We start from the raw sequence: 16,003 nt of genomic DNA, 5'->3' as shown, positions 1-16,003 counted from the left end.
TGTGTGATTATTTTTCGCTATCTCAATCGTGAGATTCTGGTGACCACTCTGGCGGTCAGCAGCGTACTGCTGCTGATTTTCATGAGTGGCCGCTTTGTCAAATACCTGGCCGATGCGGCCGCCGGTGAGCTGGCGGTGGATGTGCTGTTCTCCATCATGGGTTACCGCCTGCCAGGCTTTCTCGAGCTGATCATTCCGCTGGGCTTTTTTATCGCCATCCTGCTGGCCTACGGTCGGCTCTATACCGACAGTGAGATGGTCGTACTGTCGGCCTGTGGTATCAGTCAGGCGCAGTTGGTCGTCATTACCCTGATACCCGCCTTCATGCTTTCTGTGGTGGTGGGTTTTCTCAGCCTCTGGGTCAGCCCAACTGGCGCCCGCGCCACCGAAACCATTCTGGCCGAGCAGCGAACCCGCAGCGAGTTCGACACCATCCAGCCCGGGCGCTTTCAGGCGCTGGGCGACTCCAACTCCATGGCCTACATTACCGAAGTCAGCGATGATCGCACCCGATTGCAGACGCTGTTTGTGGCTCAGGGCGGCCGGGAAGCAGGAGCTGAGCGCCATTCAGTTCTGGTGGCCGATTATGCAGAGCAGGCCATGCATCCGGAGTATGAGCAGCGTTACTTGTACTTGCATAACGGTCGCCGCTATGAAGGGCAGCCCGGTGCAGCGGACTACGAGGTGACCGAGTTCGAGACTTTCGCCCAGCACATGAAGCCACCGAACATCGAAGCGAGCATGCGCGGTCAATCCGACACCTGGAGCACGGCGGAGCTGATCGGGGCAGAGGACCTGGAGCGACGCACCACCCTGCAGTGGCGGCTGTCACTGCCGGTGCTGGTATTGGTGGTGGCCCTGATGGCGGTGCCGTTCAGCCGCACCGATCCGCGTCGCGGTCGCTACGCCAAAATGTTGCCAGCCATTGTGCTGTACATGTTGTACCTCGGGACGCTGAGCGGTTTGCGTGGCGCGTTGGAATCCGGCAGCTTCCCCTTGATGCCCGGTTTCTGGCTGGTGCATGGGGTGTTTCTGGCCATTGCGTTACTGATGCTGAGCTGGCAGAACCTCAAGCTGGGGCGTCAGAAGCGGCGGTCAAGGAGGGCAGCACATGCGTAAGATCAGTCGCTATATCGCCCGGACCGTATTCGCAGCCATTGCCCTGGTGTTGCTGGTGGTCCTGTCACTGGACCTGATCGGTGGGTTTATCGACGAAGTGGCCGACCTGCGCGCCGACTATGATGTGTCCGAAGCGCTGATCTATATCGCACTGACCATGCCCGGGCGCATCTATGAATACATTCCCTATGCCAGCCTGATCGGCTGTCTGGCCGGCCTTGGTCTGTTGGCAAGCTCCAGTGAGCTGGTGGTGATGCGGGCTGCCGGTGTGTCGGTGGTCCGGATTACATGGCTGGTGCTCAAGCCGGTGTTTGTGTTTATCGCCATCGGGTTGGTGTTGGGTGAGTACGTCACGCCTTACACGGATCAGGTGGCGGAAAGCCGGCGCGCGGTCGCGTTGGGCGGGCAGCGGGCCCTGAATACCGAGCGCGGTCTCTGGCATCGTGAAGGCAACGAGTTTCTGTATTTCAACGCGGTACAACCGAATGGAATACTGCACGGTATCACCCGTTACCGGTTCAATGACGAGCGGCAACTCGAACAGGCCAGCTACGCCGAGCAGGCCACGTTTCAGCAGGGGTATTGGCAGGAAGAGGGCGTGTCGGTCACCCACTTTGAAGACGAGGGTACCCGGGTGGATGCCTACGCGCTGCGGCGCTGGAAGACGGACCTGACCCCGGAAATATTGAACATCATCGCTCTGCCTCCGGAAGGCCTCTCGATCCGCAATCTGGTTTATTACGTGGATTATCTGGCAGAGCAGAAACTTGAAAACAGCGAATACCGTCTGGCCTTCTGGGAAAAAGCCCTGCAACCGCTGGCGACCATCAGCCTGGTGTTGGTGGCGATTTCGTTCATCTTTGGTCCGCTGCGGGAAGTGACCATGGGTCAGCGTATTTTTACCGGGGTGGTATTCGGCATTGCCTTCCAATTGACCCAGAGCCTGCTCGGGCCTTCCAGCCTGGTGTTCGGCTTCCCGCCGGTGCTGGCGGTGTTGATTCCCATCGCCGCCTGCGCCGCCTTCGGCCTGTTCCTCCTAAGCCGCACCCGCTAACGCTCTCATTGCCGGGGGGAACGCTCCCATTACCCCGAGGTAGGGTGGATCGGTCCGACGCCTCGGAGGCCGCAGGCCGTCATCCACCATTAACCAAGCGGCAATCCGGCACGACTACGCCTTGGGCTCCTTCGGCATCAACCAAACACGAGTACCACTAAGGCGCCCGTGCAGGGTGTGGCCTTTCGGATCGACCCACAACCAGAAATAACCCAGCCCCGCAAGAAACAGCGACAAAGGCGCTAGCAGTCCTCGCATCAGCCGTTGCCGGGGCGCCGGCAACTGGCCGGAAGCCGCGTCGGTCAATTTCAATCGCCAGGCCCGCATCCCCAGAGTCTGTCCTGAACGGCCCCAGAAATAATAGAAAAAGCCCACCCATACCGCAATCAGTCCGATGAACACGGGAAATCGCCAATAACCCCACTCAATGGCTTCGCGCTCGGTCGGCGCGCCCTGAATCAGTACGTTAAGCAGCGTCACCAGCGCACCGTAGGCCAGCCCCACGGCAATCAACAGCAGGCTGTCATACACCATGGCGGCAAAACGGCGAAGCAGTCCGGCGGGGCGCGGTGTGTTTTGGGAATCGGTCACGATGATAGGGTCCGGCGGTCGATGAATGTCAGGTGATTGGAGTTACAGTCGGTAGTGAATCAGCCATTCACCGGCGCGCTCCGCCGGTTGTCCGATGGAGATGGTGCCCGAACCGAACAACGGAAACTCTTCCCGTCGCAGGTACATTTCCGGCTGATCCGGGCCCGAGACGTAGGTGCCGTTGGTGCTGTGATCCACCAGCACGAACTTGCCGCGCCGGAAAATCACATGGCAGTGATCCCGCGAGGCCAGCCCGGACTGAATGTGCAGGTGAGCCTTGATCGGGTCTCGGCCGATAATATAGGGCGTCTGCTCGGGGTGAATGGTCAGTTCTTCATTACCGAGTGTCAGGTGTAGCTGGTAGCGGCTCATTTTTCCGGCGATCTCTTCGATCGACATCACCGTGGTGGCGCTGTGGCTCTGGGTCGGGGTTTCCCACTGCAGGCGGTAAATCAGGCTGTGCCGGGTTTCGCCCTTGACCGCCACGCGGTCAAACTCCTGGCAGTGCTCCCGGGTAACCCCCTGAAGCTCATCCACCAGAGTTTGGGTGAGCACAATCTGGTTGGCCCGGGCCACCTTGGCGACAAAAGCCGCGTCGTTGACCGCCTCCCCAAACACATCATTGTCATCCAGCAGGGCCGGGCCGAAGGCAATACCGATACGTAGCGCGACCCCGGCATGGCGGGCTTCCCGCTGCATGGCAACGGCAGCGTCGCAGGCGGCCTGAGCGGTATCGAAGCGGGCCATGACCTCGTCCCCGAGGGTTTTGACCACATGCCCCTGATAGCTCTCGGTCACGTGAGTCATGATGTCGATGGCACCGTCTACTGAGCGCTTCGCTAACAGGTTGCCAAGACGCTTATACAGGGCTGAACTGCCCGAAACGTCGGCAAACATGATGGCTAGTGTCCGATTGATGGCGGTCATGAGACGGTAGGCTGCTCCAGAACGACTCTTAAAGGTGAATGATAACGCCTGGCGCCCCGAAAACACAGGTACCCAGCAAAATCCCTACCCATCCACCGGATCCAACCTCACCAACCCCTCATCATGCAACCCCACCAAAAGCGGCTCGCCTTCCTCGTTCACTCGAAACCGCCCATACCGGGCAGCCTCATAACGCTCGGCCTGCCCCTCCTGAAAAAAGAAGGCGTTGGTGGCGAACAGAATCCGGCCGTTACGTTGACGATAGAACAGGGCGCGCTGGTCTTCCTCAAGGGCGGTGGTCGAAGCGGCGAGTCGGACAAAGTGCGCGATACTCTGCTCATCCAGACGCACGATGGCGTAGCCTTCGGAAGTGTCGTCGGGTTCATCGTCGGCCTGGCCGTTTGAGCGGACGGCGTCACGGATCTGATTGCCGATTTCAAAACGGAGCGTCATGTAATCCCCCTGCATCAGCGAGCGCGGGTCCACCGGGGCGAGCTCGAGATACATGATTTCACCCTGGGCCAGATGCTGCTCCTTCTCATAAATGGAAAAATTGACGAGCACCAATATGGCCAGGGCGGTGACCAGTGCGATTCCCCTACGCATCGGTCATGTCTCCAGAGAGGCTGGCCGACCAACGATTCAGGCCATAGCGCACAGCGAAAAAAAACAGTCCGAGAATCAGCAGAGTGAAGGATTTTTCCAGTAGGGTCAGGTCCAGACGGTAATAGTAGGTGGAAATGGAAAACAGCAGAGACAGTACGCCCAGCCCCATCACGATCCGGTGGTTGATGGCGAACCCCAGGGCAATCAGTGCTGCGCCCTGCGTCAGACCGAAAGCATAAGAGGAGGCCAGACAAAGAAGCACCAAGGTGACCGCACTGATAATCAATGCGCGTCCAGTCAGCGCCATTGGGTTCACGCGGATCACCCGGTAGGCCAGATAGCCAAGCGCGGCGCCGGTCAGCCACTCGCCCAGCCAGTGGGGAAACCAGGCGATTGCGAGGCTGTCTTCCACCAGCTCGGGAAAACGGATCAGGTACTGCATGACCAGCAGCCCGAGCGTCAGTCCCATGGCGATGTTTTTCAGGGCGTTGCGGTGCTGAGGGTAGTGAAATTCGTTCAGCCAAAATACACAGGTGATACCCAAAACGACGGGCGGAATACCGTACACGGCTCCGGTTTCCACGCCGAGAAAAAACAGGGATAAGCCCGCAAACAACGCGGAAAATATTCGGTGCAACTGACTCGCCATCAGCACGGCAAGGGCTGAATGCAGAATCAACATTCCCACCCAGAACAGGGCGTTGATATCATCGAGCCAGTAGGCGATGGCATAGGCGACCAGCAATTGACCGGCGAGGCTGGAGGCCAATACCAGCTGCTCCAGAAAAACACTCTGTCGGTGAAGCAATAAACCAAAAGCGCCACCGATCAGCAGTAAACCCAGCACCAGGGCGATGATCGGCTTATCCAGTGCCTGAATGAATCCCAGGCCGAGAAAACCCAGAAGAAACAGCGCGGCCAGCCAGCCACCGATTCCCTGAAGAACAAGCAGATACCAGGGAATCACCGGCCCTTGATCATTGCCCGGTTGAAGGCCGATACCGGCTTCGGCGAGGCGGCGCTTTGCGTCAGTGTTCTGGTTCATGGTGCATAAGCCGGTTCAGATGAATCAGCCACTTCACCAGGGCCGTGGTCGAGCCGATGGTGATGGCGCTAAGCAGAAAGAAGACACCGTCTTCCTGCAGGTCGGTGTGCGCAATGAACAACCCGTCGATGACCACAATCACGGAGAGGCAGCCGCCGGCGAGCATAAACAGGTCGGGCTTGAGGTACCGGTAAACGCCGTAAATGGCCGCCAACACCAGCGCGTAGATCAGTAGCTCGCCACTGATCAGGGTGTCCGAGCTGCCTATCAACGCCAGTATGGTGGCCGCCATCCCTACGCCGGCGGCAATCAGGCGCTGAGCCCAGCCGGTATCGAGCCAGGTCAATCGGCGCGCCGCCAGCTCCCACCCAATCAAACTCAGGGTATTGATGACCAGCAGCGCCCAGGCCAGGCTGGTGTCCCCGGTCAGAATCCAGACCGAGCCGAAGGTGCCGTGATAGAGCATTGTGGCCAGATTCCAAAGCCCGATCACCAATACCCAGAGTGCGGGCAACCGGGCAATCAGCGCCCAGGGCAGAATCATCAGGCTCCAGGTAAAAAACAGCTGCCAGGGGTCCGCGCCGGTCTGATAGGTTTGACCGAACAGGGCCAGCAAACCGCCCACCACCAGTGCCGCGGCAAACAGCGCCGCTTTCGCCGCCAGCCCCCTTCCACCTTTCCAGAAATAGGCGCTCACGGCGATGAGCAACGCCAGCTCAACCAGCGCGAACCGACCCAGATGACCCAGCTCGGTCCAGTTGTAGGCAATAAAAAACAGCAGCGCAAAGCCAAGCGCCAAAGCGCTGAGCCAGAGCAGAAGATGATCGAGGAAACGTTGCCAGCGGGGCAGGGAAGGATAGAGGCCGAGCAACGTGGCCGCACGCTGGTAATCAGCAGGAGCGAGTTCCTCCTGCTCAATCAGATGATCCAATTGTCGGCGCGCCGTATCCATGAAAGCAGGTCCGTGTTCGTTTTCAGGCAGTATCCACAAGCCACCCAACACCGTCAAGCACCCATACCGCCCGTTGTCCATCGTGCGGCTAACACCCGAAATCTGCGTAGGGCGGATAAGCGCCCAAAGGCGCGCATCCGCCGTAACCCACCCCAACCACATCCACCGCCCCCGCCCTAAAACCACCCAAGTTCTGTAGCCCAGCAGTTAGGGTGGATAAGGCCGGAGGCCGTCATCCACCGCTCTCGAGTCCTAAGCCACCCACACGGTGCCGCTCAACGCTTAAATTCGGTAGACTCCCTCCCTCTATGATCGAACCAAGCAGAAAGGACCCGGCCCCATGCCCCGCTTTCTCCACACCGCCGACTGGCAGATCGGCCGCCAATACAGCCGCTTCGCCGAAGAAGACGCCTCAATCCTGGCGGACGCCCGCTTTACCGCCATTGAGACGCTGGCCGCGCTGGCCACCGAGCAGGCCGTCGATGCCGTCCTGGTCGCCGGGGATGTGTTCGATGCCCAGAACTTATCGGACCGGACCATCCACCGCACCTTTCAGGCCATGGCCGGCTTTACCGGCCCCTGGCTGCTCCTCCCCGGCAACCACGACGCCGCCCTGGCGGAAAGCGTCTGGACTCACGCCCAGCGCCTGAGTGCCGTGCCGGACAACGTCGATCTGCTCCTGACACCGGAAGTCCGTGTCTATCAGGACCTGGGCTTCGCCGTGCTGCCCGCGCCCCTGACCCAACGGCAGACCTACAACGACCTCACCGAGTGGTTCGACCGTGCCGATACTCCAGACGGCCTGCCGCGCATCGGCCTCGCCCACGGCAGCGTCGAAGGCCAGCTGGCCGAGGAAATCGACTCCACCAACCCCATTGCCGCCGACCGGGCCGCCACCGCCCGGTTGGACTATTTGGCCCTGGGGGACTGGCATGGCTACAAAACCATCGACGCCCGCACGCGTTACAGCGGCACGCCTGAGCAGGAGCGGTTCAAGGACAACGGCGCCGGCCAGGCATTGATCGTCGATATTGAGCAGCCCGGCGCCGAGCCCCAGGTGCAGCCCCACACAACCGGCCAGTTCCAATGGATAAAGCACCAGGGCACCCTGGCCGTGGCCAGCGATCTGGATCGGCTAATCGCCGAGCTGGACGCCCTGCCGCCGCGTTCGGTAGTGGACCTGACGGTGGACGGCGAAGTGGACCTGTCCGGTCACCAGACGCTGTTGCACTACCTCGGTGGAGCCGAGGCCCGTCACCGCAGCTTTCAATCTCACCTGTCCGGCCTGAACCTGATACCCACCGAGGAGGACATCGCCGCACTGCACGCGGACGGTTACGTGGGCGAGGTTATTGGCGAGCTGCGCGAGCGGCAGGAAGGCCAGGGCGAGGAAGCCGATACCGCCCGCACGGCCCTGGCGATACTGGCCGGCATGCTGCGTGAAAATGGCACGACTTCCGAGAGCGAACAGGTGGAGAGCGCCCAATGAAGTTGACCCGTCTGCGTCTCGACCAACTCAAACAGTTCCGCCAGCCCCTGGAAATCCGCGATCTCACCGACGGCATCAACCTGTTTGTCGGCCCCAACGAGTCCGGCAAAAGCACCCTGGTGCGCGCCATTCGCGCCGCCTTTTTCGAGCGCTACAAATCCAGCAGCGTGGACGACCTGCAGCCCTGGGGCGACACCTCGGCCACCCCCGAAATCGAACTGGAGTTCGACTGGCAGGGCGAGCACTGGACGCTCAACAAACGCTTCCTTGGCAAAAAGCGCTGCGACCTCAAAGTCGGCAGCCAACACTTCAGCGGTGAAGAGGCAGAGGAAAAACTGGCCGAGATGCTTGGCTACCAATTCCCCGGGCGCGGCGCGAGCAAAGCCGAGCACTGGGGCATTCCCGGCCTGTTGTGGGTAGAGCAGGGCGCGGTGCAGGACATTCAGGGCCCGGTCAACCACGCCGGGGAACACCTGCAATCGGCGCTGGGCCAGAGCCTGGGCGAAGTGGCCAGCAGCGGCGGCGACGAGCTGATCGCCCGAGTGGAAAAAGAGCGTGCCGAATTGCTGACCAGCACCGGCAAGGAAACCAAAGACTACAAAAAAGTGTTGGAGGATTACCGGCACAGTCAGGAACGCCTTGAGGCCCTGAACCAGTCCGTCGAACAGTACCGCCAACAGGTGGATCAGTTAGGCTCATTGATCGAACAAAAACAGACCATTGATGCCGTCCGCCCTTGGGAAGAGCAGCGTAAAAAAGCCGACGCCGCAAAAACCCAACTGAGCGAAGTCCAACGCTGGCAGAGCGAACAGCGACAGGACCAGCAAGTCCTGGACAGCTGCCGCCAAAGCCAGTCGGTGTATCGCCAGCAACTCAAAGACTTTGAAAACCAGCAGTACCAACTGACCCAACGCGCCGAAGAAAAAGCCAAGGCCGACGCACAGTGGCAGGAATGCCGCGACCGCCGGCCCCAATTGGAAAAACGCCGGGCCGACGCCCAGCAAACTTACGAGCAGGCCCGAGCCCGACGTGAGCAAGCCCGTCACCAGGCGGAACGCGCCCGGCTGCAACAACAGGTCGACCAATTGGCCGAACGCCAAAGCCAACAAGCGGATACACTCAAGCAGGCCACCGAACGGCATGCGGCCTTAAAGAAACTGCATGCGGAACAGCCCGCCAAAGACATGGACCCAACCGCATTGGCCCAACTGAAGCGCATCGAGCAGGCCCTGGCGGAATTGATCATCCGACAGAAAGCCCTCGCGACCCGGTTGAACTACGAGCTGGAAACGGAACAGTCCATCACCATCGGCGAAGAGACGGTCACCGGTGAGGGTGAAACCCTGTTGGTCGAGGCCACCGAACTGCGCATCCCCGGTGTCGGGCGCTTGAGCATTCAGCCCGGCGGCACTGACGTCGCCGACCTCCAGCGTCAGCAGGAAACCCTACAAGCCGAGCAGAGCAGTTTGTTGCGACGCCTCGGCGTCGCCAGTCTGGAGGAAGGCGAGCAACGTGCCGCCGACAATCAGAGGCTCGCACAAGCCATCGAACGCGAGCAAGTACGACTGGACGCCCTCGCCCCCAAAGGCGTGGACGCCCTGCGCTCGGCCGCCGAGCAGGACGACGCCCGCCTGGAAGCGCTACGCGTACAGCTGGCAGAAGTGCCCGAAGCACAAACGGACGTGCCCTCGGAAGAAAACGCTGAGGCGGAACTGGAAGCCGCCCGCGCGGAACTGAAACGAGCCGAAGACGCGCTCACTCAACACCAACAACAAGAGGGCCTGGCAGAGCAAAAGAGCACCAACGCCCACGCCGAATGGGATAAGCTCAACGCCCAACTTCAGGCGCCGGATCGCAAAGCCCGCGAAGAGCAGGCCAATAAGGAGCTGACCGACCTCAAAGCCCGTGAGCATCAGCTCACCACCGCCATCGACGCCCGACAAAAGAAAATTGATGCCGAACAACCCGAGGTGCTTGAGCAGGATATCGAACGCTTTACAAAGTCCGCGAACGCCATGGAAACCCAAGCGCGGGACAGGGCCCAAAGCATCCGCGACCTGCAAGTCCGACTGGAAGAGCAGGGCGCCCAGGGCCTGGAAGAAAAACGCGATGAAGAGGCGCAGATCAACCAACGCCTGGCCCAACGCCGGGATGAACTGGCCCGACGTGCCCAGGCGCTGGACCTGTTACTCAACCTGCTCAAAGACAAACGTCAGGCCCTGACCCGTCAGCTGCAGGCGCCCCTGCAAAAACACCTGAACCACTACCTGAAACTGCTGTTTCCCCAAGCCCACCTGAGTGTGGATGAAAACCTCATGCCCACCACCCTCACGCGCCCTCAAGGCACGGGAGAAGAGCAGGGCGACCTGCCATCACTCAGCTACGGCGCAAGGGAACAAATGGGCCTGATCAGCCGCCTGGCCTACGCCGACCTGCTGCGCGAAGCTGGCAAGCCCACACTCATCATCCTGGACGACGCCCTGGTCCACAGCGACGCTCAGCGCCTGGACCAGATGAAACGCATCCTGTTCGACGCCGCCCGCCGACACCAGGTGCTATTGTTTTCCTGCCATCCCGAGAATTGGAGGGATTTGGGGGCTACGCCGAGGGATTTGCAGGGGTTGAAGATGGGGTAGAGGACATTCTGTATCTTCGAACGGTGAAGATACATCTACCCTTACTTGAATTGCTATAACTCATTTGCCTCGGCTGTTGGGGCAGCGATAAAAGGAACGAAAATGATGAACCGATTGACAATTGGGTTGGCGGCTTTGGCCGTTGCAGGATGTGGGACGCACGATCTTTCCGACGGCGATGCCGCAGTGGCTAACAATGCCTGCACAGCATTGACCGGACTTGAAATGGCGAACACCGAAATCACCCGCTCCGAGGAAAAGCCAGCCGGCTCCTTCAGCTTCGGAGCCGGTCCCGGTAGCACTTCGGTGGAGCTGCCCACTCATTGTTATGTCGAAGGCATCAGCAACGAACGCACAGGAGCGGACGGCAAGACCTATGGCCTTGGTTTCGCGCTGGCCATGCCGGCGGACTGGAACGGTCGGTTCCTGTTTCAGGGTGGCGGCGGGCTGAATGGCACAGTGCATCCGCCGCTGGGCGGCAATGCGGCTGGTGATAAGCCAGCTTTGGCGCGGGGTTTTGCGGTGATTTCCACCGATGGTGGACACAAGGGCGAGCACGGTTTCGATGCGTCCTTTATGGCCGATCAGCAGGCCGCGCTCGATTTTTCCGGACAATCCGTGGCCAAGGTCACCGAACTGGGCGAGGAGATTGTGAAGGCCCATTACGGGCGGGCCGCGCATCATACCTATATTTCCGGCTGCTCGACCGGCGGGCGCGAGAGCATGCTGGCCGCGCAGCGCTATCCCATGCTGTTCGATGGTGCCGTGGTCGGTGCGCCGGCCATGCGCACAGGAAACTCAAATTTCGCCCTGCGTAAGGCGGTGGTGGCCTTTAACGAAATAGCGCCCCGTGACGACGAGGGCAATCCGCAGGTTGGCCGCGCTTTTTCTCCGGCAGAACGCCGCGCGGTGCATGATGGGCTATTGGCGCAATGCGACGGCCTGGATGGCCTTGAAGACGGGGTGGTCGCCAATGTCCGTGGTTGCGACTTCGATCCCAGCCTGCTCGTCTGCGAGGAAGAGGGCGACGATTCGTGTATCTCACCGGCGCAAGCGGACGCGCTCGACAAGGCCTTTGCGCCGCTGGTCAACAGTGCCGGCTACGAGATCTATCCCGCTTTTCCGGTCGATACCGGCATGATCGAGGGGAATATGACTTATATTCCGGGTGAGAATTTCTTCTCTCCCGGCGCCAGCGCCCAGCAGACCGCAATTGATATTGATGCCGAAGATGCACAGCTGCGCAATGACCCGATGCAGTCGCGCACCGATAGCTACGGTTGGACCAACTTTTCCACTTTTCTCCATCGGGGTGGAAAAATCCTGTTCTATCACGGCGTCAGCGACGCCTGGTTCTCGGCCTACGACACGCTCGAGTTTTATCAGCGGGCCGGCGAAGCCAATGAAGACTGGAGCGATGCCAGCCGTTACTATCATGTGCCCGGCATGGGCCATTGCGCCGGTGGGGCCAATACTTATGATTCCTTCGATTTGCTGAGCGCGGTCGTCGATTGGGTGGAAAACGGCGAAGCGCCGGAGGGTATCATCGCTTCGCGCGAAAACCCGGAGCCCGGCAACCGCAAGCTCTGCGCCTATCCAATGCACCCGCACTATATTGGCGGTGACAAGACGTCTGCCGATAGCTATGAGTGCCGCCGGTAGCGAGTCAGCGTTGGGTGTGATGAAAAGAGTTCTGGCAACGCTACTGTTTCTTCCGCTTGGTGCCGTTGCCGGCGACCTTCAGCCTTTTGAAACCGATGGGTGCAGTTCCTTTCCGGACGGCACAGTCCAGAATAACGAACTCTGGTTATCCTGCTGCATTGCCCACGATTATGCCTATTGGATAGGCGGCACCTATCGGGATCGTCTTGACGCGGATAATGAACTCAAGCGTTGCGTTGCCGATGTCGGGGAGCCTGAAATCGCAATGCTTATGCTGGCTGGGGTCAGGGTCGGGGGCACCCCCTTTCTGCCCACGGAGTTTCGCTGGGGGTACGGTTGGCCGTTTCTGAGAGGCTACAAAGCTCTGACTGAGAATGAGCTGGACCAAATACGGGCGTTGGAAGGAGAAGGTGATTCCCTTTAGCCGCTGGCCGCTTTGCGGAATTCCGAGATGCTATTGGTATCGAGCAGGTACATCAGTCCCTCTCGGCCGGCTTGACGCCGAGGCGGCGGCCAAGTCGTATGTCGAAGGAATAAATCTACTGCTGAGACGTTAACTGATTGAAACCCAATCAGTAGGAGGTCTTAGTCATGAAAAAATCAACACTTGTACTCGCCATCGCTTCTGTTCTGGCTCTGCCAAGTTCGGCCCAATCCATCAATGCTGATGCCGAGGCTGACGCTCGCGCTAACGCCCAGATGCAGACGTCCGGGGCTCGTGAAGCCAGTGAGCCAGCGGGCGAACAGGGTCGGCAGAATCGTTCGTCTGTGGGCGCCCGCGGCAATGCGGGTGGTTCTGGAGCGGAGAGCCTGCAGCGCGAAGAGTCGTCCACTCAGGATGAATCGGCTGAAACGGAGACTGAGGTAGTCGACACCGGAAATTCTATCAACGACGGTGCCGACGACACCTCAGATAGCACTACCAACCTGGCGGGCGAGTCCCGCGCCCTAGTGGAAGGTGCTGGTGAGGTCACTACGTCAGCGTCACAAAGTGCTGAGGGGCGGGCCGAAGCCGGGCTGAACACAGCGGTCTCCGCGCGTGAAGACGCACAGAGCCGTGTGGAACAGGCGCAGGACGTTGCTGAGGCTACCGTTCAGAGTGGCATTGATACCGCTTCGGACGTCCGCACCCAGGTTGAGACGCAAGCCGCTTCGGCGGTGGAGTCGGCCAGTGTTGCCGCAGAGGCTGGCGCCGATGTGGCCGCCGAAGTCAGCCAAACGGTGAGCAATGAGGTGTCCAATTCCGTGAGCTCGGCAGCGGCGACCGCGGTGGATGCGGAAGTGGCCCAACAGGTGAGTGCGGCGGTGGCCGACCAGGTGACCACTGAAGCGGCCGGGGCCGTTGAAGCCTCCGTCAATCAGGCACTGAACGCCAATATCACTCGCTAATATCCCTTGTTCATTGGCACCGGTGGGCCTCGGCCCGACCGGTGTTTTTTTACGGAGTCATTCCCATGAATATGAATACACTACCCCGAATGGCACTGACCCTTGCCGCCGCTTTGTCCAGTGTTACCGCTTGTGCTCAAAACGATGAGGCGTCGAATAACAAGGCTGATTTCAATGTGAAGCTCCACGCTGGCGGTGCCTATGATTCGACGCTGTCGGTTGCGTCGCTGGACCAGACATCTAACCAGGGCGACTGGGCAAATGTGTTTTACGGCCGGGTCGGTGGTGAGCTTTATCCGACCGAGCGTATTACCCTGAAAGGCAGTTACAGCCTGTCCTCGCGTCGATACCACGAGGTCAGCGAATTCGACCAGGACCTGGGTATCGCTTCGCTTGATGGTGCCATTGATCTGGCGGGCATTACCTGGGGTCTGAGTCGACACGTCGCGGACGCCGAGCTCGCGTCCGAGCCCTTGCTGGATCTGACCAAGGACAGCTTTTATGCTGCCAAACTTTTTAGTTCGGGTGTTTATGTTCGCGGTGCCTACACCGAGAGCGAAAAGCGGTTCGAGAACAACCGCGATCGCAATGCCGATGGTGAGGAGCTGGCCGGCGATGTGTATTACTTTTTCAATGATGCACGCACTTTCTGGTCATTGGGCGTTAGCCGCCAAGAGGAAGAAGCTTACTCGCCGGCGTTCGACAATACCGCGCTTAAACTGCGGGCCCGCTATTCCCATACAGGGTCGATCGCCGGTCAGGAAAGCAGGATTCAGTTGGGCTGGCGTTACCAGGATCGGGATTACGGCAACGAGCAGTCGCTGCCAGTTACCGATAATGAAACCGGAGAAGGGCTGCCCGGAACCGGTGACCCCATGTCGCCAACCGGCACGGGCACCCGGCACGACCGCAGTCATGTGGTCGAAGCAATCTGGACACTCAGTTTTCTGGAGTGGCTGGCGCTGGAAACCAAAGTCGAGCACGGTAACTACCGTTCGAACTTTGATGCGGCGGACTACCGGGAAACCGGCGTATCGGCGCTGCTAAGTGTGGAGTTCTGATTACTGTTATTGCAGCAGGCCGTGACCGAAAATCGGGTCGCGGCCTGCCTCCCCAAGATCTTTCGCTTGCCCGGCCAGATATTGCACCACGTTCCCACTTGAGGCCAGTTGCTTGGCCAAAGCACAGGCCACATGGGCGGTCACCGTCGGAGCGGCCATGGAAGTGCCGCTCTCATGACCAAACTCCCCCGTGCCCCGGGTGGTGCGTACCGACACGCCGGGGCCGGCAAAATCGATATGCTCTCCACGGTTGGCCCAGCGATACACCTGCCCGTCGGCATCTACCGCGGTACTGGCGATCACGCCACTATAGGCCGCCGGGTAAAGCGGTGGGGCTGCCGGGCCTTCATTACCCGCTGCCGCGACTACGGCGATACCGCCAGCGGTAAGACGCTCCATTACGGTGGCGAGCACGCGATTGTCGGGCCCCGTGAGGCTCATATTGATCACGCTGACTTCCTGCCCGATCAGCCATTCCAGACCCGACACCAGATGCATCATGGTGGCGCCCTGGGCGTATTGGTTGCGGCTGTAGAATACCGAGGCGTTATAGAGCGTCGCCCCCGGCAACCGCGCCGGCGTCTCGTCAATGATCCCCAACATCAGTCCGGCTACCGCCGTGCCATGCCCGGTGGGCGGGCCCTTTTCGTCGGTACCCTCGGGGTCTGGTAAAAAGTTCCGTTCCACGATGCGGCTGTTGATCAGCCCTGGGTGCTCGGTGGCGATGGCGGTATCGACCATGCCGACTTTCACCGGCTGTTCGCACAGAGGCTTGCGCGGTCGCTCGGCGGATTCCGATGACGGGTTGGCGGCCTGGGGATTGTAGATGTGATTTCGGTCCAGCCGTTCGGCCAGGTCGGCCGGCAAGGTGTTTTGTAGCGCGGCGTAGGAGTCCAGCCGTGCCGGCACCCGGAAGCGCACCATCTCCAACCCCAGTTTCGGTAGGCGTTTCTGCTCCAGAATCTCAACATTCAGGGGTTCCAGCAACGCCAGTTCCCCGGGGGCGAGCATCAGCAGCCATTCGTGCTGCACGGCTCGCCAGCCGTCCTCCACTTCCACGTCCATAAACAGGGTGGCGCCCCGGGAGTCCAGTATCGGCACGCGGCTCGGAAGGGCATCCAGGGGTTCTGCCGGTGGGCGCAGGGTGTCTGGCAGTTGCTCCGGCAAAGCGGCCGTGAGTCGGCGCTCCAGGGCGCTGGTGACATCGGCGGGAAGGGTATCCCGGTGCACGCGCTCTACAGAATCAATGGAGCGGTCCACCCGGTCGGTCACCGCGGAGGGCAAACCCAGTTGGGCCTGGGCGACAGTGCTGAGGCCCAGCAGGCACAGTACCAGCGGGCGCAGCCGGGTCGGTCGGGGTTTGGCTTTCATAATCGCATATCCGGTGAAGGAGCTAGTGGGGTACCTGTTACTATAACGGCCTCACCCGATAAAAATTCCTGGGGCCGGGAATAAAAAACCCGGCTGGCCCG

Annotated in this window: 14 protein-coding genes; 8 read left to right on the top strand and 6 right to left on the bottom strand. The window is 60.3% G+C overall.

Annotated features, from left to right (window positions below; genetic code table 11):
* The first annotated feature begins 3 nt into the window (after positions 1-3).
* Together lptF and lptG are read left to right on the top strand one after the other, a co-directional pair.
* The gene (lptF, locus tag CMG77_RS02555) at positions 4-1,119 is read left to right on the top strand and encodes an LPS export ABC transporter permease LptF (RefSeq protein WP_286804582.1); all 1,116 of its coding nucleotides are present in this window, start codon (positions 4-6) and stop codon (positions 1,117-1,119) included.
* Positions 1,112-2,173 carry an LPS export ABC transporter permease LptG gene (gene lptG / locus CMG77_RS02550; protein ID WP_123637086.1) on the top strand — a complete coding sequence of 354 codons (1,062 nt, stop codon included), beginning with the start codon at positions 1,112-1,114 and terminating at the stop codon, positions 2,171-2,173. Before lptF ends, lptG begins: the two co-directional genes overlap by 8 nt.
* A 114-nt stretch (positions 2,174-2,287) precedes the next feature.
* Here lptG and CMG77_RS02545 read toward each other — a convergent pair whose 3' ends face one another.
* The 5 genes from CMG77_RS02545 to CMG77_RS02525 all read right to left on the bottom strand — a co-directional run bounded on the left by CMG77_RS02545 (position 2,288) and on the right by CMG77_RS02525 (position 6,294).
* Entirely contained in the window at positions 2,288-2,764 is a 477-nt protein-coding gene (locus tag CMG77_RS02545) for an RDD family protein (protein WP_286804579.1), read from the bottom strand.
* 42 nt (positions 2,765-2,806) lie between these two features.
* Positions 2,807-3,691, bottom strand: a complete 885-nt coding sequence (locus CMG77_RS02540; protein ID WP_286875166.1) for an adenylate/guanylate cyclase domain-containing protein — start codon at positions 3,689-3,691, stop codon at positions 2,807-2,809.
* 84 nt (positions 3,692-3,775) lie between these two features.
* Positions 3,776-4,297: a GDYXXLXY domain-containing protein gene (locus CMG77_RS02535; RefSeq protein WP_286903558.1), complete on the bottom strand. Its 522-nt coding sequence runs from the start codon at positions 4,295-4,297 to the stop codon at positions 3,776-3,778.
* Positions 4,290-5,342, bottom strand: coding sequence for a DUF4401 domain-containing protein (locus CMG77_RS02530; protein ID WP_286804576.1), 1,053 nt, complete (start codon positions 5,340-5,342; stop codon positions 4,290-4,292). The genes CMG77_RS02535 and CMG77_RS02530 overlap by 8 nt, the downstream gene beginning before the upstream one ends.
* Positions 5,326-6,294, bottom strand: coding sequence for a DUF2157 domain-containing protein (locus CMG77_RS02525; RefSeq protein ID WP_286804575.1), 969 nt, complete (start codon positions 6,292-6,294; stop codon positions 5,326-5,328). Before CMG77_RS02525 ends, CMG77_RS02530 begins: the two co-directional genes overlap by 17 nt.
* A gap of 340 nt (positions 6,295-6,634) precedes the next feature.
* Between CMG77_RS02525 and CMG77_RS02520 the strand changes: the two genes are divergently transcribed.
* From CMG77_RS02520 to CMG77_RS02495, 6 genes are all read left to right on the top strand, one after another.
* A complete protein-coding gene (locus tag CMG77_RS02520) occupies positions 6,635-7,783 on the top strand; it encodes a metallophosphoesterase family protein (protein ID WP_286804574.1) in 1,149 nt (382 codons plus the stop codon).
* Complete coding sequence (locus CMG77_RS02515; RefSeq protein ID WP_286804573.1) at positions 7,780-10,419, top strand: AAA family ATPase; 2,640 nt, start codon at positions 7,780-7,782, stop codon at positions 10,417-10,419. Before CMG77_RS02520 ends, CMG77_RS02515 begins: the two co-directional genes overlap by 4 nt.
* Positions 10,420-10,521: 102 nt before the next feature.
* Positions 10,522-12,081, top strand: a complete 1,560-nt coding sequence (locus CMG77_RS02510; RefSeq protein ID WP_286804572.1) for a DUF6351 family protein — start codon at positions 10,522-10,524, stop codon at positions 12,079-12,081.
* A gap of 19 nt (positions 12,082-12,100) precedes the next feature.
* Entirely contained in the window at positions 12,101-12,505 is a 405-nt protein-coding gene (locus CMG77_RS02505) for an FAD-binding oxidoreductase (protein ID WP_286804571.1), read from the top strand.
* 167 nt (positions 12,506-12,672) lie between these two features.
* Complete coding sequence (locus CMG77_RS02500) at positions 12,673-13,470, top strand: hypothetical protein (protein ID WP_286804570.1); 798 nt, start codon at positions 12,673-12,675, stop codon at positions 13,468-13,470.
* Positions 13,471-13,535: 65 nt separating this feature from the next.
* Positions 13,536-14,531, top strand: a complete 996-nt coding sequence (locus CMG77_RS02495) for a hypothetical protein (protein ID WP_286804569.1) — start codon at positions 13,536-13,538, stop codon at positions 14,529-14,531.
* 6 nt (positions 14,532-14,537) lie between these two features.
* Here the strand turns inward: CMG77_RS02495 and CMG77_RS02490 are convergent, their stop codons facing one another.
* Positions 14,538-15,902, bottom strand: a complete 1,365-nt coding sequence (locus CMG77_RS02490) for a S8 family serine peptidase (protein WP_286875460.1) — start codon at positions 15,900-15,902, stop codon at positions 14,538-14,540.
* Positions 15,903-16,003 lie beyond the last annotated feature (101 nt).

The sequence above is a fragment of the Marinimicrobium sp. genome (assembly GCF_002695945.1).
GTDB classification, from domain to species: Bacteria; Pseudomonadota; Gammaproteobacteria; order Pseudomonadales; family Cellvibrionaceae; genus Marinimicrobium; species Marinimicrobium koreense.
This window is presented reverse-complemented; position numbering and strand designations above follow the sequence as displayed.